The organism is Plantactinospora sp. CA-294935 (genome assembly GCF_050936445.1).
Taxonomy (GTDB): Bacteria; Actinomycetota; Actinomycetes; order Mycobacteriales; family Micromonosporaceae; genus Plantactinospora.
The window spans coordinates 7,308,807-7,326,218 of the sequence record NZ_JBNJMU010000001.1 but is presented as its reverse complement, the minus strand read 5'-3'; the positions used below and the strand labels follow the sequence as shown (position 1 = coordinate 7,326,218).

The 17,412-nt window shown below is 74.3% G+C and carries 14 protein-coding genes; 11 read left to right on the top strand and 3 right to left on the bottom strand.

What is annotated here, in order from left to right:
- Positions 1-99: 99 nt before the first annotated feature.
- Both ACQEVC_RS32110 and ACQEVC_RS32105 read left to right on the top strand, forming a co-directional pair.
- Positions 100-921 (top strand): MerR family transcriptional regulator, encoded by an 822-nt coding sequence (locus ACQEVC_RS32110; RefSeq protein ID WP_432885087.1) that lies wholly within the window; start codon positions 100-102, stop codon positions 919-921.
- Between the two features lies 1 nt (position 922).
- Positions 923-1,546 carry a GyrI-like domain-containing protein gene (locus ACQEVC_RS32105; RefSeq protein WP_432885084.1) on the top strand — a complete coding sequence of 208 codons (624 nt, stop codon included), beginning with the start codon at positions 923-925 and terminating at the stop codon, positions 1,544-1,546.
- A 54-nt stretch (positions 1,547-1,600) separates the two neighbouring features.
- Here ACQEVC_RS32105 and ACQEVC_RS32100 read toward each other — a convergent pair whose 3' ends face one another.
- Entirely contained in the window at positions 1,601-2,131 is a 531-nt protein-coding gene (locus tag ACQEVC_RS32100) for a DinB family protein (RefSeq protein WP_432885081.1), read from the bottom strand.
- Between the two features lie 344 nt (positions 2,132-2,475).
- On the opposite strand from ACQEVC_RS32100, the gene ACQEVC_RS32095 reads away from it, so the two are divergent.
- Entirely contained in the window at positions 2,476-4,065 is a 1,590-nt protein-coding gene (locus tag ACQEVC_RS32095) for an amidohydrolase family protein (protein WP_432885078.1), read from the top strand.
- 113 nt (positions 4,066-4,178) lie between these two features.
- Here the strand turns inward: ACQEVC_RS32095 and ACQEVC_RS32090 are convergent, their stop codons facing one another.
- Entirely contained in the window at positions 4,179-5,195 is a 1,017-nt protein-coding gene (locus ACQEVC_RS32090) for a LacI family DNA-binding transcriptional regulator (protein WP_432891818.1), read from the bottom strand.
- A gap of 529 nt (positions 5,196-5,724) precedes the next feature.
- On the opposite strand from ACQEVC_RS32090, the gene ACQEVC_RS32085 reads away from it, so the two are divergent.
- The 4 genes from ACQEVC_RS32085 to ACQEVC_RS32070 all read left to right on the top strand — a co-directional run bounded on the left by ACQEVC_RS32085 (position 5,725) and on the right by ACQEVC_RS32070 (position 10,418).
- A complete protein-coding gene (locus ACQEVC_RS32085; protein WP_432885075.1) occupies positions 5,725-6,288 on the top strand; it encodes a snapalysin family zinc-dependent metalloprotease in 564 nt (187 codons plus the stop codon).
- A gap of 371 nt (positions 6,289-6,659) precedes the next feature.
- On the top strand, positions 6,660-8,021 hold the full coding sequence (locus tag ACQEVC_RS32080) for a hypothetical protein (RefSeq protein ID WP_432885072.1): 1,362 nt from the start codon (positions 6,660-6,662) through the stop codon (positions 8,019-8,021).
- Positions 8,018-9,010 (top strand): glutamate ABC transporter substrate-binding protein, encoded by a 993-nt coding sequence (locus ACQEVC_RS32075; RefSeq protein WP_432885069.1) that lies wholly within the window; start codon positions 8,018-8,020, stop codon positions 9,008-9,010. The genes ACQEVC_RS32080 and ACQEVC_RS32075 overlap by 4 nt, the downstream gene beginning before the upstream one ends.
- A 91-nt stretch (positions 9,011-9,101) precedes the next feature.
- On the top strand, positions 9,102-10,418 hold the full coding sequence (locus ACQEVC_RS32070) for a hypothetical protein (protein ID WP_432885066.1): 1,317 nt from the start codon (positions 9,102-9,104) through the stop codon (positions 10,416-10,418).
- Between the two features lie 49 nt (positions 10,419-10,467).
- On the opposite strand, the gene ACQEVC_RS32065 is transcribed toward ACQEVC_RS32070, so the two are convergent.
- Positions 10,468-10,989 (bottom strand): hypothetical protein, encoded by a 522-nt coding sequence (locus tag ACQEVC_RS32065; protein WP_432885063.1) that lies wholly within the window; start codon positions 10,987-10,989, stop codon positions 10,468-10,470.
- On the opposite strand from ACQEVC_RS32065, the gene ACQEVC_RS32060 reads away from it, so the two are divergent.
- The 4 genes from ACQEVC_RS32060 to ACQEVC_RS32045 are packed head-to-tail and all read left to right on the top strand — an operon-like array spanning position 10,973 to position 17,118.
- Positions 10,973-13,123, top strand: coding sequence for a tetratricopeptide repeat protein (locus tag ACQEVC_RS32060; RefSeq protein WP_432885061.1), 2,151 nt, complete (start codon positions 10,973-10,975; stop codon positions 13,121-13,123). The two genes, ACQEVC_RS32065 and ACQEVC_RS32060, sit on opposite strands and share 17 nt — an antisense overlap.
- Positions 13,120-15,078 (top strand): PP2C family protein-serine/threonine phosphatase, encoded by a 1,959-nt coding sequence (locus tag ACQEVC_RS32055; RefSeq protein ID WP_432885058.1) that lies wholly within the window; start codon positions 13,120-13,122, stop codon positions 15,076-15,078. Before ACQEVC_RS32060 ends, ACQEVC_RS32055 begins: the two co-directional genes overlap by 4 nt.
- Entirely contained in the window at positions 15,075-16,367 is a 1,293-nt protein-coding gene (locus ACQEVC_RS32050; RefSeq protein WP_432885056.1) for a VWA domain-containing protein, read from the top strand. Before ACQEVC_RS32055 ends, ACQEVC_RS32050 begins: the two co-directional genes overlap by 4 nt.
- Positions 16,368-16,371: 4 nt before the next feature.
- A complete protein-coding gene (locus ACQEVC_RS32045; RefSeq protein WP_432885054.1) occupies positions 16,372-17,118 on the top strand; it encodes an FHA domain-containing protein in 747 nt (248 codons plus the stop codon).
- The last annotated feature ends 294 nt before the right edge of the window (positions 17,119-17,412 follow it).

Below are 17,412 nucleotides of genomic sequence, written 5' to 3'. Positions count from 1 at the left end.
GAGCCACCCACCCGGGTCGAGCGTGGGTAACGAAAACTCGATCGAGCCTGCCGCCCGGCGGCTGGACCCTCCCACCGAGGGAGGGTCCAGGATGAGGCGGTGACCAGGGAACTCCTGCCGATCGGCGCGTTCGCCCGGCTGTGCCGACTCAGCGTCAAGCAGTTGCGCCACTACGACGAACTGGGCCTGCTGCGGCCGGCGAGCGTCGACCCGGCCACCGGCTACCGCTACTACCGGCGCGACCAGGTGCGCGACGCGATGGTGATCGCCCTGCTCCGCAGCCTCGACGTCCCGCTCGCGGCGATCACCCGGGTACTCACCGGCGACGACGAGGCACGGGCCGCGGTGCTACGCACCGAGCGAACCCGGACGGCCGAGCGGATCGCCGCACAGCAGCGGAGCTGGCAGCTCCTGGACCGGCTGCTCACCGGCGGCCTGCTCGCCGACGGACTGCTCCGGCACGAGGTGATCCTGGCGCAGGAGCCCGCCCGCCGGCTGCTGGTCCAGCACGCGGTCTGCGCACCGGAGGAGATCGGCCCGACGGTCGGCAGCGGGATCGGAACGCTGATGGCCGGGGTGTCGGGCCTGGACTGGACGCCGCCGGTCTGGGGCCTGTTCCCGGTCGACCTGGGCAGCCAGCTCCGGATCGCCGTCGGCGTGCAGAGCGACGAGCCCGCCGAGGCCGTACCGGGGATCGCCGTCGCACACCTGCCGGCGGGTCCGGTCGTGGCGGCGGTGCACGTCGGCCCGTACGAACACCTGACGTTGACGTACCAGGCGGTCTTCGCCTGGATCCACGAACGCGGGCTGCGCCCGTGCGGCCAGGTGCGGGAGGCGTACCTGGCCGACCCGGGTACGACCGAGCCGGCCCACCTGGTGACCCGGGTGGTCGTGCCGATCGATGACGAGGAGCTGAGCTGAGATGACGACCACGCCGAGGACGGACCTCAAGAAGACCTATTCCCACCTGTACGCGGCCGTCCCCGCCCCGGCGCTGGTGGACGTACCGGAGTTGCCGTACCTGACGATCGACGGCGTCGGCGATCCGGACGGGCCCGCGTACCAGGAGGCGGTGCGGGCGCTGTACGCGGTCGCGTACGGGCTGCGGTTCGGGCTGCGCCGGGCCGGCGTGCTGGACTACTCCGTCGCGCCGCTGGAGGGGCTGTGGTGGGGGTCTGAGGAGCAGGACCTGACCCGCCAGGACCGGTCGACCTGGAACTGGACGATGATGATCCTTCAGCCGCCGCAGGCGGGTGCCGAACTGGTCGCCGGGGTGGTGGCGGCGACCGCCCGGAAGAAGCCCGGCGTGCCGGTGGACCGGGTCGAGCTGCGCCGGATGGCGGAGGGACCGAGCGCGCAGCTACTGCACGTCGGGCCGTACCGCGAGGAGCGGGCGACGCGCGACCGGCTGGTGGCCTTTCTCGACAGGTCCGGATACCGGATCTCGGGGCAGCACCACGAGATCTACCTGTCGGACCCGACCCGAACGGCCGCGGCGAAGCTGAGGACGATCCTCCGCTATCCGGTGGCTCCTGCCACGACGTGACCGGTCCCGCCCGGAGCACGGGCGGCCGCCACCGTCCGTGCTCGGCGGAGCGGGTCAGGCCGCCGCCCGCGCATCGTGCAGCAGCCGGAGCTGGCCGAGCTCGGCGACGTTCTTCATCAGCTCCGCGTTGACCCAGGCGACCATGTGCGCGACGGTGTGCGCCGGGTCGCCCTGCCACGGGAACGGGGCTGTCTCGTCCAGGTCCGCCTCGCTGAGTCCGTCGAGCACCGACAGCCATTCGGCGCGGAGGGCGCGTAACCAGGCGACCGTCGAGGCGGCGTCGCCGGGCCAGTCGACCTCGGTACGGTCCGGCGGGGTCCGTCCCCGTGCGTGGTCGACGGTGACGCGCCACCACCAGCCGATGTGCCAACTGAGCCAGCCGACGGTGGGAACCGGGACCGGATCCGGCTCGGTGTCCGACCAGTCCGGCAGCCATCGGCCGGCGCCGTCCGGACGTACCGTCCAAAAATGTGCGGCCGGCTGCCACAGCAGGTGGGCGGGCTCCAGCCGCTCCAGGTGGTACTCGAACAGCGACCAGGTCAGGTCGAACTGCCAGCGCAGCAGCTCACCGCGGGATGTCGACACCCGCGTGATCTTCGCATCGCGGCGGCGGCGGGGCGAGCGGTTATCCGCCGGTACATCCTTCGGTGCCGGCGGGTGCCGGGCGAGTTCCACCCGCCGCCGGGTGTCCCGGTACGTGACGCCGGCCCGGCTCAGTGCCGTCGACACCGGGCCGGGCAGGCGGTCGTGGCGGAGCAGCGCCTGTCAACCGGGGTTGACGGAACGGGTGGCCTCGCGACCGCCGTGGCGGCCCTGGACCCGCTCCCGCCGACAGCGGTCGGTCGCGGGCGGAGGTAGAGCTGGGACCACCCCGCTCCGGGTGGCAGGACGTGTGACCGGCCGGGCCCGTCGGCGCGACGATTCCAGGTATGACAACGAAGCTTTCCCGCCGGAACGTGCTCGTCGCCGGTCTCGCCGTCGGTGCCACCGCCGGTACCTCGCTGGCCGCCGGCACGGCGACCGCAGGCCCGGGCCGGGAGTCCGGCCACTCCGGATCCACCGCACCGGACGCGGGGATCGCGTTCACCGCCGCCACCGTGATCGACCCGGCGTCCGGGCGGGTCCGACCTGACACGACCGTGCTGGTACGCGGCGACAGCATCACCGAGGTCGGCCGGACCGGCCAGGTCCGGGTGCCGCACGGCGCCGTCGTGGTCGACCTGCGCGGCAGGTTCCTGATCCCCGGCCTGGCCGACATGCACACCCACGGGTACGCCGAACAGATCGATCCGGCGCTCTGCGTGGCCAACGGGGTGACCACGGTACGGGAGATGTCCGGCACCGCTGCCGTGCACGACTGGCGGCGCAGGATCGAGGCGGGCACCCTGCTCGGCCCGCGCTACACGATCGGCAGCCGGATCATCGACGGTGCGCCGACGATCTGGGACCCGATGATGCTCAGCGTGCTCTCGGTGGCCGACGCCGAGCAGGCCCGGCAGGCGGTCCGCCAGGTGGTGGCGGAGGGGGCAGATTTCGTGAAGGTCTACTCCCGGCTGTCGCCGCCGGCGTACCGGGCGATCGCCGCCGAGTGCCGTCGGCTCGGTGTCGAGTTCGCCGGCCACTGTCCGGACGAACTGCCCATCACCGAGGCGGCCACGCTGGGGCAGGCGAGCGTCGAGCACGTGTTCTGGGCCGCCATCGACACGTCGAGTGCGGAGGAGCAGCTCCGGGCCCAGATCGGACGGATCCGGCTGGAGACCGGCGACTACAGCGGCTGGTTCGCCGCGATCCACCCGGTGGAATGGCTCGCCGCGCACACGTACAGCCCGGCCAAGGCACGCCGGGTGTTCGAGCGGCTGGCTGGCCGTCGTACCCGCCAGGTGCTGACCCTCGCCATGCACCACGGCCTGGACAACGCGCGCACCCTCGACCTGTACGCCGACCCGCGCGTCCGCTACCTGCCCGCGCCGATGCTCGCCGGCCAGCAGTACGCCCTCGACGAGTTGTACCTCAAGGACCGCTCTCCGGCGGAGGACGCGGAGTGGGCGGCGATGTTCACGCACCGGCTCCGGATGGTCGGCGAGCTGCACCGGGCCGGAGTACCGCTGATGGTCGGCACCGACGTCGGCACCTGCGGATTGTTCCCGGGCTTCTCGGTCCACGACGAGCTGCGCTTCCTGGTCGAGGCCGGACTGAGCCCGATGGCCGCGCTGCACGCCGCGACCGCCGAACCGGCGAGCTTCCTCGGCGCCCGCACCGGCCGGATCGCCCGGCGCGCCGCCGCCGACCTGGTGGTGCTGGATGCGAATCCGCTCACCGAGATCGGCAACACCCGGCGGATCGACGGGGTGGTGGTGCGGGGCCGCTACCTCGACCGGGCGGCGCTGGACGGTCTGCTGCGCGGGGTCGAGGAGGCAGCCGCCGCGATGTCCGAGGAGGCGCCGGGTGGCGCGGTCGCGGCTGTCGGCTGCCCCTGCCACGGCGCTGCCGCGACCGGGGCGCGGACCCGGGCGGCGTAACCCCCGATGTCGGCGGCCCGGCCGGGGCGACCGCCCGCCCGGTCGGGCCGCCAGGCACGGTCAGCGCAGCCGGTGTCGGTGCGCTGCCCTCCGACCCGGTCGGGCTCGCCCGGTCAACTCCGGCCGGCCGGCGGCGCGGCGGTGCTCTGCCGGATCACCAGGGTCGGCTCGATCGGCGTGGCGCTGTGCAGCACGGGGACCGGCCCGCCCGTCCGGCCGGTGGCGTCGAGCAGTTGCAGCAGGGTCGCCATGCCGCGCCGACCCACCTCGTCGAAGTCCTGCCGGACGGTGGTCAGCGGCGGCAGCATGAACTCCGCCTCCGGGATGTCGTCGAAGGCCACCACGCTGATGTCGGCCGGTACCCGGACGCCCCGCTCGTGCAGGGCGCGGAGCAGACCGAGCGCCATCTGGTCGTTGGCGACGAAGACCGCGGTGACGTCCGGGTTGCCGGCCAGCGCGGTACCGGCCGCGTACCCGGACCGGGCGCTCCAGTCCCCGGAGATGATCGGCGGTACGGCGGCGCCGGCCTCCTCCAGGGTCTGCCGCCAGCCGATGATCCGGTCACCCGCCTCCAGCCAGTCGCTCGGGCCGGAGACGTGCCACACGGTGCGGTGTCCGAGTTCGAGCAGGTGCCGGACGGCGAGTCGGGCCCCGGCGACCTGGTCCACCGAGACGGACGGCAGTCCGCTGTCCTGGCCGGCCTCGACGGCCACCGCCGCCATGCCCTTGGGCAGGCTGTGCAGCGCGGCGGCGGCCGCCATCTGCGGAGCGATGATGATGACCCCGTCCACACCCTGACCGTCCAACGCCTCGACCGCGCTGAGTACGCCCCGGCGGTCGACCTTCTCCAGCGTGACGATGCTGACCCCGTAACCGGCGGCCCGGGCGGCGCGCTCGATGCCGAGCAGTGTGGAGGCCGGGCCGAACAGGATGGTGTCGAAACTCACCACTCCCAGCACCCGGGAGCGGCGGCTGGCCAGGGCCCGGGCCATCGCGTTCGGCCGGTAGCTCAGCTCGGCCATCGCCCGGACCACCCGGTCCCGGGTCTCCGGCCGGACCCGTGGATGACCGTTGATCACCCGGGAGACCGTCTGGTGCGACACTCCGGCGAGCCGGGCCACGTCGGTCATCACCGCCGGGCGCCCGGTCCGCGACGGCGTGGTCACGTGGTTCTCCTCCGCCAGCACAATCCCGCTACCACCTTCCACCCCCGCCGGCGACGCCGGACGTTCGATCCAGGTTAGCCCTATCACCCTGGTCGACGTTCGCGACGGCGCGTCTTCGGCCAGGTTACGTTTCGGGTCCACCGGCCGATGTCGATCTCCGATCCGTCGGCGCCGCTGATCCCTGCCGCCCGCCCGCCGACCCCCGCCCCCGAGCGGTCGGCAGCACCAGATCGGCCCGCCGGACCACGCCCGCGCTCGCCCCGGGCGCTCGACGGTTCTTCCCGCGGTCGCACGACCGGCCCGGTCGCCACAGCGGTGTGCCCGGCGTGCCGGTGCTCCCCGGCTGCCCGGCGGTGCCCGGCTGCCCGGCGGTGCCCGGCTGCCCGGTATGAGGCAACTGCTATGCGCCGGCCGGCGGGTCGGCGACCTAAATTAATGAGCATCGATCGAGGGCGTCGGGTCCTCATCTTCCCCGCTCCCATAAGGAGTCGTCATGCTCAGACGCCACCTCCTCCGGGCCACGCTCGGCCTGCTGACCCTGGCCACCTCGCTGGTCGGGGTCCAGGTCGCCGCCGCGCCGGCCACCGCCGCGCCGGTGCGCACGGTCTACTACGACGCGAGCCGGGCCGGGGAGTTCACCACCAACTTCACCCAGGCCGCCCAGATCTGGAACAGCAGCGTCAGCAACGTGCGGCTGGTCGCCGGTACGCCGGCGACGGTGACGATCTACGTCGACAGCGGCTGGCCGCGGGCGTACGTCACCGGGCTCGGTTCCGGACGCGTCTACATGGGTTGGCAGGCCGTGAACCAGGGGTACGACCGGACCCGGATCGCGACCCACGAACTCGGGCACATCCTCGGGCTGCCCGATCGGCGTACCGGACTCTGTTCGGATCTGATGTCCGGCAGCAGCGCCCCGGTCTCCTGCCGCAACGCGTACCCCAGCGCGGCCGAGGCGGCCCGGGTCGACGCGCTGTTCGCCGGCGGCCTCGTCCCCGGGTACGCCGGCGGCGCGGCGGCGACCGTCGCCGGGACGTACGTCTGGACCACCGGCTGACCGCCGGGCGGGCCGCGCCGCAGCACCCGGCGCGGCCCGCCCGGGGCGACTCCCGGTCCGGGCGGGCCGGCGCGCCGCCCGGGCCGTTGCCGTGCCCTGCTGTCCGGGCGGGCACCTGGACCGGTCCTGGCGGTGGCCCTGGCCGCCGGGTCTCCCGGAGTGGCGCGGCGGGAGTTCCGGACCCGAACGACTGGCTACAGTGGACCGCGCACGAGGTGGTCGTCGGGGGCGGCCGGTAGGGTCGCCGACACCGGCGGGCCGCCCCCCACCGGTTGAGCCGATTGGTTACCTTGAAGCCGGTCGTTCAAGATCTGACCGCCTGGGCCACGTCCGGTCGGCTGGTTCCCGGTGCGGTGTTGGGGAGGTTTCGGGTGGGTTCGCACGGGTCGGCGGTGGCTGTCCCGCCAGGCCGGTTGGCCGTTCCGCCGCAACCCCGCCCGCCGGACATGCTGCGCCGGATCACCACGCCGTTGCGCCGTACGCCCGGCCGGTTCACCGCGATCCTGGCCGGGGTCGTCGTGTTGGGCCTGCTCACCGGCGTGGTCGCGTTCGTCGGCGTACGGCAGCGCGCGGACCTGGTCCGCGGCGTCACCGCCCGCAGCGGCGAGCTGGCGGTGGCGGCACAGAGCCTCTACCGCGCGCTGTCCGACGCCGACGCCACCGCCGCGAGTGCCTTCCTCTCCAACGGTCTCGAACCGCCGGCGCTGCGCGACCGCTACCAGCGTGACCTCGCCGACGCGGCCTCGGCGCTGACCGTCGTCTCGGCCGCGGTCTCGGACGACAGCCGGGGTGCCGCGGCGGTCGCCCGGATCACGGCCCGGCTTCCGGTCTACAGCGGGCTGGTGGAAACCGCCCGCACCTACAACCGGCAGGGCCTGCCGCTGGGCGTCGCCTATCTGCAGGAAGCCTCCGGCCTGATGCGCGACGAGCTGCTGCCCGCCGCCCAGGAGCTCTACGCGACCGCCTCGACCGAGCTGGACGAGGCGCGGGACCGGGCGGCCGGCTTCCCCTGGGTGGCGGTGCTGCTCGCCCTGCTCACCCTGGCGGCACTGGTGCTGACGCAGATCCACCTGACCCGGCGTACCAACCGGCTGCTCAACGTGGGGCTGCTGGTCGGCACCGGTGCCACGGTACTGCTGGTGGCCTGGCTGACCGGGTCGGCGCTGGTCGCGGCCGGAAACCTGCGGGACAGTCGGGACTCCGGTTCGGCCCAGGTCAACCTGCTCGCCGAGGCCCGGATCGCCGGTTTGCAGGCACGTGCCGACGAGGCGCTGACCCTGGTCGCCCGAGGCAACGGCGCGGCGTTCGAGGAGAACTACGGTGTCGTGATGGAGCGACTCGCCGGCGCCGACGGCTCGGGCGGACTGCTGGCGCAGGCCCGGGCGGCCGCTCCGGACGACACCACCCGGCAGGCGGTCGAGGCCGCCATCGCCCGGAGCAGGGAGTGGTCGGCGGCGCACCGCAACGTGCGGACCCTCGACGACAGCGGCGAGTACGCCAAGGCGGTGGCCGCCACGGTGGGCGCCGGCGAGCAGACCACGGCCGCCATCTTCAACCAGTTCGACGAGGCGCTCGCCCTGGCCATCACCCACAACGGAGACCGGTTCGAACGCGAGGCGGTCGGCGCCGGCCGCGCCTTGACCGGGGTCGACATCGGTATCGTCGGACTGAGCCTCGTTCTGCTGATCGGGGCCGCGGTGGGCATGCAGCAGCGGATTGTGGAGTATCGATGAGACACCGGCATCTCGCCGGCCGGTTCCTGGCCGGCATCCTCGTGGTGGTGGCCACGGCGGGTCTCGCCGGATGCGGCACCGACGAACCGACGCTCCCCGACAGCCAGATGCATGCCGACCCGCCCCGGCCGGTCGGCATGCAGGATCCGGCGGTCGTCCCGACCGGTCCGGCGGCGTCGTCCGGCTCGTGCAACCCCCGGGCCAGCCTGCGGCCGTCGGGTACGCTGCCCCGTCCCCGGCAGATGCCGTCCGGCACCGCGATGGCCGAGATCGTCGACCGTGGACGGTTGATCGTCGGCGTCGACCAGAACAACTACCAGTTCGGGTTCCGCGATCCGCGGAGCGGCCAACTCACCGGCTTCGACGTCGACATCGCCCGGGAGATCGCCCGGGGTCTCTTCGGCGACCCGGGCCGGATCCAGTTCCGGGCGATCAGCTCGGCCGACCGGATCAAGGTGGTCAAGGACGGCACCGTCGACATGGTGGTCCGGACCATGACGATGAACTGCGAGCGGTGGCAGGACGTCAGCTTCTCCACGGAGTACTTCACCGCCGGCCAGCGCGTCCTGGTCAACCGTGGCTCCGGGGTGCAGACCATCGAGGACCTGCGCGGCAAGAAGGTCTGCGCGGCGGCCGGTAGCACCTCGATCCGGAACATCGCGGAGAAGGGCACGGTGCCGGTCTCGGTGGTCAACTGGACGGACTGCCTCGTGCTGCTCCAGCAGAACCAGGTCGTCGCGGTCTCGACCGACGACAGCATCCTGGTCGGGCTCGCCGCGCAGGACCCGAACACCGAGGTCGTCGGCCCGCGGTTCAGCGACGAGCCGTACGGGGTGGCGATCTCCCGCGAGGCGCCGGAACTGGTCCGGTTCGTCAACGGCGTACTGGCCAAGATCCGCTCCGACGGGACCTGGACCCGGCTCTACACCCGATGGTTGACGTCGCTGGGCCCGGCGCCCGCGCCACCGGTCGCGCGTTACCGGGACTAGCGTGTCTCGTGGACCCTCCGGCGCAGTGGCGGGGCATCGGCGGTCACCCGTCGGCGCCGGCCGGCACCACGAGAGGCGGTCGGTCGCGCCGATGACCGTGCCGCCGCCGTCCCCGATGGGCCGTGCCGAGGTCGACCGGCTGCTCGGCGCACTCGGCGCGGTACACGAACGGGCCTCGGCCGCGATGTACGCCCTGGACGGCCGGCCCGAGCTCGCCCTGCTGCGGGACACCCGGCCGATCGGCGAGACCGCCCGGGTCGGCGCCGACGTGCTCGCCCGGACCGGCGCGCTCTGGTCCCAGTTCGCCGCCTTCGGCGCCCTGCTGGGCCAGGCCCGCGAGGTACGTGCCCGGCGGTCCCGGCCCGGCGACCTCGAGTTGCGGGAACTCGGCGAGTTGCTCGGTGCCCCGCTGGTCGCGCTCGACGCCGACGGGACGGTGCTCGACGAGCCGGCCGCCGCACCGGCACAACGGATCCGGTTGTCCGAACTCGCCCGCCGGATCGAGACCGAGGCGGCCGCGCTGGCCGGCACACTCGCCGGGCTTGAAGCCGCGCGGTCCCGGCTCGCCGGATGGTTCGGGCAGCTCACCGACGCGCTGCGGCGGTTGCGGGCGGACGCCGTCGCGCTGAGCGGGTCGGAGCGACCCGGCGATCCGGGGGACGCCCGCGGTCCGGCCGTGACCGGTGCCGCGCCGTCGTTGCGCGACGAACTCGACCGGCTCGACCGGGCGGTCGAGCAGGCGTACCTGGCTGCGCTCGCCGACCCGCTCGGCGCGACCGGGACCGGATCGACCGCGACCGCACTTCGGGACCGGTTGCGGCGGTTCGAGATCGAGGTCGCCGCCCTGACCGGTCGGCTCGCCGAGCTGACCGAGGTGCGCGACGGCTACTCCGGACGGGCCGCGCGGTTGGCGACCGAACTGGACGAACTCGCCAGGGCCGCCGCCGAGACGGCCCGTACGCACGCACTGGCGCAGGACAAGATCGCCAATTCGGCGCTGCCGGACGCGTCGCCCGATCCGACTCCGGCGTTGCGTGCCCAGTTCGCCCAGCTCGGCCAGGTGCACCGGGAGCACCGGTGGAGCCAGGTCGGCACGGAACTGGCCGCGCTCGAACGCGGCGTGGCGGCCGCCCGCCGCCGGATGGCCGAGTCGCACGAGGCGGCGGACGGGCTGCTGCGGCGGCGTGCCGAACTGCGGGGGCGGCTCGACGCGTACCGGGCCAAGGCGGGTCGACTCGGCCTGATCGAGCACCCCGAGCTTTCCGAGCGGTACCGGCGGGCCCGTGACCTGCTCTACACCAGCCCGTGCGATCTGTCGGCGGCGACCCGGGCCGTGGTCGCGTACCAGCGTCATCTCAACGATCTCACCGAGCGCCCGGCGCCCGGTGCGAAGGGAGCCGTTCCATGAGCACCCGCTGCCTGCGGCCCGGTTGCCCAGGCTCCTACCTGCCCGACGGCTACTGCGACGAGTGCGGTCGGCGGGCACCGGCCGGGTCGACGGCCGCACCCGAGAACACCGGCCCGGCGGTTACCGGCCCGGCGGTTACCGGCCCGGCGGTTACCGGCCCGGCGGTTACCGGCCCGGCGGTTACCGGCCAGGCGGTTACCGGCCAGGCGGTTACCGGCCAGGCCGGGACGGCTAGCGGCCAGGTGGCGGCGTCTGCCGGTACCGGCCGGTCCGTGGCGCCCACCGGGGCGGGCCGGGCGTCGGTACCGACCGGAACCGGCCGGGCGTCGGTGCCGGCCGCCGCAGTGGGCGTCTCCACGGGTACGAGCCAGGGCCGGGCGCCGTCCGGGCACGGCTCGGTGCCGGGGCAGGCCGGGGCGCCGCCCGGCCAGGCGCCGATCTCCACCGGCCCCCGGCCCGGCCCGGCGTCGACGGGGCAGGGACCGGCATCGGCCGGACGGGGCGCGGCATCGACCGGCACCGGGCGGGGACCGGCCTCGACCGGGAGCAGCACCATGCCGAGCCGGGGCACCTCGAACTCCGGCTCGCGGGGTTCCAGCCGGTCCCGGAGCGCGTCCCGGGGTGGCCTCGGCGCCGGCCTGGTCGACATCGCCCGGGTGCCGCTGCGCGACCCGGCGACAGCGGTGATGGCCGAGCCGAAGGTCGCCGAGTCGCGACGGTACTGCGTGAGCTGCGAGAAGCCGGTGGGACGGGGCCGGGACGACCGCCCCGGTCGAGCCGAGGGCTTCTGCCCGCACTGCGGCACCCAGTTCTCCTTCGTACCCCGGCTCGGCCCGGGCGACGTGATCAACCGGCGGTACGAGATCCTCGGCGCGCTCGCGTACGGCGGGCTGGGCTGGATCTATCTCGCCCGGGACCGCAACGTCAGTGACACGGTCAGCGACCGCTGGGTGGTACTCAAGGGACTGATCAACACCTCGGACGAGGACGCGATGGCCTCGGCCGTCGCGGAGCGTCGCTTCCTGGTCGAGCTGGACCACCCCAACATCGTCAAGATCCACGACTTCGTGGAGCACCCCGATCCGCGCACCGGCACCCCGGTCGGCTACATCGTGATGGAGTACGTCGGCGGCCAGTCGCTGCGGGACATGCTGCTGGCCCGGCGCCGGGACACCGGCCAGCGCGCCCTGCCGTTGCCCGAGGTGATCGCGTACGGGATCGAGATCCTGCCGGCGCTGGACTACCTGCACGACCGCAACCTGCTCTTCTGCGACTTCAAGCCGGACAACGTCATCCACGCCGAGGAGCAGCTCAAACTCATCGACCTGGGCGCGGTACGGCACGTCGACGACAGCGCCAGCGCGATCTTCGGCACGCCCGGCTACCAGGCGCCGGAGGTCGGCACGCTCGGCCCCTCGGTCGCCTCCGACATCTACACCGTCGGCCGGGCGCTGGCCGTGCTCAGCCTCGACTTCCGAGGCTTCTCGACCACGTACGCCAACCGGCTGCCGGAGCCGGCCGACGCGCCGCTGTTCGCGGCCGAGATGTCGTACCACCGGCTGCTGCGCCGGGCCACCCACCCCGATCCGGACCGGCGCTTCCAGAGCGCCGGAGAGATGAGCGAGCAACTGCTCGGCGTACTGCGCGAAGTGCTCTCCGCCGCCGACGGTGTGCCCCGGCCGGCGGTGTCCCGGCAGTTCACGCCCGAACGGCGTGCCTTCGGCACCGAGGCCGGCGAGGTCGGCCGGGCGGTGGCGGGCCGGGCCTGGGGCGCCGGGGGCGGTGTCCCGCCCGGTGCGATCGCCCCGGCGCCGCCGGTGGTCGCCGCCGCGCTGCCGCTGCCGCAGGTCGACGTGCTCGACCCGGGCGCCGGCTTCCTCGCCTCGCTCGGCGCGACCGACCCGGCGGAGCTGGTCCGGCAGCTCTCCGCGGCGCCGGTCCGCAGTGTGGAGGTGGCGCTGCGGCTGGCCCGGGCCCGGATCGAGGGGGGCGACCTGGCGGGGGCCGCCGCGGACCTGGACCGGCTGGCCGCGGCCGACCCGTTCGACTGGCGGGTGGACTGGTACCGGGGCCTGGCGGCCTTGACGGCGAACCGTCCGGCCGAGGCCCGGGTGGCCTTCGACGCGGTCTACGACGTCCTGCCGGGTGAGCCGGCGGCCCGGCTGGCGCTGGCGGTGAGCGCCGAGTGCACCGGCGACCGGGAACTGGCGACCCGGCTGTACGACCGGGTGTGGCGGGTCGACCACGGCTACCTGAGCGCCGCGTTCGGGCTGGCCCGGATCCGGTTCCTGGTCGGCGACCGCGCGGGTGCGCTCGCCGTACTGGACCAGGTGCCGGACAGTTCGAGTCAGCACGTCGCCGCGCAGGTAGCCGCCGTCCGGGCCAGTCTGCCCGGTCTGGCGGCGGGCACCACCGGGCCGGACGACCTGCTACGGGCATCCGCCCGGCTGGAGCGGCTCGGCCTGGACGTCGAGCGGCAGACCCGGCTCACCATCGAGGTGCTGGAGGTGGCCCTGGCCTGGGTACGCAGCCGGTCGGCGCCCACCCCCGGAGCCCGGGTACTCGGGCACGAGCTGTCCGAGCGCGGCCTGCGGTTCGGGCTGGAACGGGCGTACCGGACGCTGGCCCAGCTCTCCCGCGACCCGGAGCTGCGGGTCGCGCTGGTCGACCACGCGAACGCGGTCCGACCGAGGACCCTGGTGTGACCGCCGTCGGAGCCGGCGCCGCCGGAAGCATGCCGAAACCCTGTCCCGAGCACGGCGCGCCCGACGACCCGGCACACCGGTACTGCGAGGTCTGCGGCCGGGAGTTGGAGCGCGTACCGCTGGGGGAGGCGACCGGGTCGTCCGGCTGGGCCGCCCCGGCGACCGGCTCGTTCGCTCCGGCCGAGTCGCCCCGGTCGGCCGGACCGACCCCGACCGGCCGGGTGGAGGCGTCCGGCTCGGTCGAGGTGCCGGAGTCGACCGAACTGCTCCGGCTGGCCGATCTCTCCGGGCCGACCGCGCTGTCCCGGCTGGAGGCGCTGGCCGGGCCGACCGGATCGTCGAGGCCGAGCGGATCGAGTTCCACCGGGTCGTCGAGTTCCACCGGGTCGTCGAGTCCGACCGGGTCGTCCGCGCCGTCGAGTCCCACCGGCCCGTCCGCACCGTCGGGACCACCCGGTTCCGCCGGGCGCGATCGGGCCCTGGCACCGGCTCCACCAACCGCCCCCGGCTGGCGCGCCGATCCGGGCGGTCAGCCGGCGACGACGAGTTGGAGTGGCGCGTCCGGTGTCGCGGCGGTACCGCCGGCGAGCCGGGGTGCGGCCACTCCGTCCGGTGCGCCGGGCTGGGGTGCGTCGACGCCGTCCGGCGTCCAGAGCCAGCCGGGCGAGCAGGGTGGCTTCGTACCGCAAGCCGCGCACCCCGGTGCGGCCGGCCGGGCCGCACCCGCACCACCCGGCGCACCGGCCGGACCGGAAAGCCAGGCCGGCTACCCGCCGCCACCCGCGCCGCCGGGGTGGTCCGGGCCGCCGGCACCACCCGCCCCGCCCGGTCGGACCGGGCCGCCGGCACCACCCGCGCCGCCCGGACGGTCCGGGCCGCCGGCACCATCGGCCCCGCCCGGTTGGTCCGGGCCGCCGGCACCGTCCGCCCCGCCCGGCTGGACCGGCCCGGCCGCACCGGCCGGTTCATCCGGCTGGACCGGTGCGGCGCCGTCGCCCGGCCCGGCCGCCGGCATGCCGGCGGCTCCGGCCGACCCGGGCAGCCCACCCGGCGGCTGGCTCTCGTCCCGTGCGGTCGGCCAACCATGTCCGGGCTGCGGTACCCCACCCTCCGGCGACTCCGGTCACTGCGACCACTGTGGACGGCGCTCGTCCGTGGGCCGGGACCGTGCCGACCTGGATCTGGGAGCGGTCGCCGCCGTCACCGACCGGGCCCGGCGGCGGCGCAACGAGGACGCGGTCACGGTCGGCCGGCTGGGCCAGACCATCGCGGCGGTGGTCTGTGACGGGGTGTCGACCTCGCTCCGCGCCGACCTCGCGGCGCACGCGGCGGCGGAGGCAGCTCTGGCCACGATGCTCTCCGCACTGGGCAACGGCGCCACCGCGCCCGATGCCGTGGTGGCCTCCGGCCGGGCCGCGGCCACGGCTGCCCGGGCGACCGCACTGCACGACGACGGGCAGGTGCCGCCGAGCTGCACCTTCGTCGCCGCTGTCGTCACCGGCGGCTCGGTCACGGTCGGTTGGATCGGCGACAGCCGGGCCTACTGGCTCGGGCCGGACGGCGCGGTGCACGAGGCGGTCTGCCTGACCGTGGACGACTCGGTGGTCGGCCAGATCCGGGCCGGGCGGCCGGTGCCGCCCGGCGCCGAGCAGGATCCGACCTCCAAGGCGCTGATCCGGTGGCTCGGCGCGGACTCCAGCGACGCCGAGCCGCAGGTGGTGACGTTCCAACCGGGGCGGCCGGGGCGGCTGGTGATCTGCTCGGACGGGCTCTCGCACTACCTGCCGAACGCGGCGGCGTTGGCGGCGCGGGTACCGGGACCGGGCGGTGCCACGCCGATCGCGATCGCCCAGGACCTGACCAGGTTCGCGGCGGAGGCAGGTGGACACGACAACATCGCCGTCGCGGTCCTGCCGTTCCCGCCCGCCGCAGTCTCGGGGGGAGCGGGCGGGTGAGCGGGGTACCGCAGTTCGTCGCCGAGGTGGACCACAACGAGTACCTGCCGGCCGGCGGCCAGGTGGTGGACGCGATTCTGACGGTGACCGCGTCCGGTCCCGACCTGCGCGATCCGGCGACCGTCCCGACGGCGGCGCAGGTAATCATGATCGACACTTCGGGCTCGATGGCGATGCCCCCGACGAAGCTCGCCGAGGCGAAGCGGGCCACGGCGGTCGCGATCGACACCCTGCGCGACGGTGTGGCCTTCGCGGTGGTCTCCGGGAGCGCGGTCGCCCGGATGGTCTACCCGGTGCAACCGGGGATGGCGCCGGCGAACGCGCAGACCAGGGCAGCGGCGAAGGCGGCGGTGGCCGGGCTGCGGGCCGACGGCGGAACCGCCATCGGCCGCTGGCTGGACCTGGCCAACTGGCTCTTCGCGAGCCGTCCCAGCGAGGTACGACACGCGATTCTGCTCACCGACGGGCGCAACGAGCACGAGACGCCCGAAGACCTGCGCCGGATGCTGGCCGTCTGTGCGGGCCGGTTCGTCTGCGACAGCCGGGGCATCGGCAGCGGCTGGGTGGCCAGCGAGCTGCGTACCGTCGCCTCGGCCCTGCTCGGCACGGCCGACGGGCTGGAACACCCGGCGCAGTTGCCGGCCGCGTTCCAGGCGATGACGGCGGCCGCGATGGGCAAGCGGGTGGCGGACGTCGCGCTGCGGATCTGGAGTCCGGCCGGCTCCACCGTACGGACGGTGAAGCAGGTCTTCCCGCACGTGGAGGAACTCACCGCACGCCGCTTCGCGGTCAGCGCCCGGATCGGGGACTATCCGACCGGCGCGTGGGGAGCGGAGACGCGCGAATACCACATGTCCGTGATCCTCGAACCCCACGCGGTCGGTGAGGAGGTGCTGGCCGCCCGGGTCAGCCTGGTCGCCGCCGGCCAGGTGCTGACCGAGCGGCTGATCCTGGCCAGGTGGACCGACGAGACCGCGCTCTCCACCCGGATCAGCCCGCAGGTGGCGCACTACACCGGGCAGGCCGAACTCGCCGCCGCGATCCAGGCGGGGTTGCGGGCCCGGGAGGCCGGCGACGTGGAAGCCGCGACCGCCCGGCTGGGACGGGCCGTGCAGTTGGCCGCCGAGTCGGGACACGAGGAGACCGCGATGCTGCTCGGCCGAGTCGTCGACGTCATCGACGCGCCGACCGGCACCATCCGGCTCAAGCGGCAGGTGGCCGCGCTGGACGCCGAGCTGACCGACGTGCGGTCGGTGAAGACCGTGCGGGTGAAGAAGGAGCAGGGGTGAGCCGGTGACGGCGACCGCCTGTCCCCGGGGACACGAGTCGTCCACCGTGGACTACTGCGACGTCTGCGGCGTACCGATCTCCGGTGGCGGCGCCGGCCCGGCTCCGGACGGCGCCGCAGGACCGAGTCCGGCGCCGGAGGTCGGCGTACCGGTGGAGCCGGCGGGCGGTGCAGCGGAAGCCGCGGCGGAGTCCACCCCGGCCGTGCCGTGCCCGGTGTGCGGTACCCCGCAGGTGGGGCGGTTCTGCGAGGAGGACGGCTACGACTTCCTGCTCGCCCCGCCGGTCGTCTCCGCCTCGACCGTTGCCGCACCGGAGGCCGGCAGCGAGGCGTCCGGGCCGGGCGCCGGCTGGCAACTGGTGGTGGAGGCCGACTCCGAATACTTCGACCTCGTCCGATCCTTCGGCGGTACGGACGCTGGACGCCTCACCTTCCCCCGCTTCGTCGTGCCTCGCCGGTTCACCCTGGAACCCCGGCAGTTGCTGGTCGGTCGCCGCAGCCGCTCCCGAGGCGTACACCCGGATATCGACCTGGTCGGCCCGCCCGAGGATCCCGGCGTCTCCCACCTGCACGCGCTGCTGCTCCCACAGCCGGACGGTTGGGCCGTGGTGGACCTGGAGTCCGCCAACGGCACATACCTCAACGATCCGTCGACGCCACCGATTGTCGCGAACAGCCCGGTCCCGTTCGGTGCCGGCGACCGTGTCTACCTCGGTGCCTGGACCCGGTTGACGATCCGGGCCGGCCACTGAACCTTTCTCCTTGAACCGCGCGAGAGGTTCACTGACCGGCGGCCCCACCGATCGACGTATCCGGCTGAGCTATCTAGGATGGGCCGTCAATGTTCCCACCATCGGCAATCTCTTTCCGTCGTAGTCAGCCGTTCTCGGTGCGGCCCGCCCGACCATTCCGACAACCCTGGAATGCGCCACACCGTCCGATCGGGACGGTGCTCTGCTCCGGCGACCGCGACAACCGGTCCGCCGGGCCGGCAGCGCGGCACCGGGCGCCAGCCCACGAGGACTGGTCGAGAGGAGCAACTCCAT

Excerpts from the sequence above, each read along its gene's own strand:
- ACQEVC_RS32105 (WP_432885084.1), top strand. The coding sequence starts at position 923 with ATGACGACCACGCCGAGGACGGACCTCAAGAAGACCTATTCCCACCTG.
- ACQEVC_RS32085 (WP_432885075.1), top strand. The coding sequence starts at position 5,725 with ATGCTCAGACGCCACCTCCTCCGGGCCACGCTCGGCCTGCTGACCCTG.
- ACQEVC_RS32090 (WP_432891818.1), bottom strand. The coding sequence starts at position 5,195 with ATGACCGACGTGGCCCGGCTCGCCGGAGTGTCGCACCAGACGGTCTCC.
- ACQEVC_RS32060 (WP_432885061.1), top strand. The coding sequence starts at position 10,973 with ATGCCGAGCCGGGGCACCTCGAACTCCGGCTCGCGGGGTTCCAGCCGG.
- ACQEVC_RS32075 (WP_432885069.1), top strand. The coding sequence starts at position 8,018 with ATGAGACACCGGCATCTCGCCGGCCGGTTCCTGGCCGGCATCCTCGTG.
- ACQEVC_RS32070 (WP_432885066.1), top strand. The coding sequence starts at position 9,102 with ATGACCGTGCCGCCGCCGTCCCCGATGGGCCGTGCCGAGGTCGACCGG.
- ACQEVC_RS32095 (WP_432885078.1), top strand. The coding sequence starts at position 2,476 with ATGACAACGAAGCTTTCCCGCCGGAACGTGCTCGTCGCCGGTCTCGCC.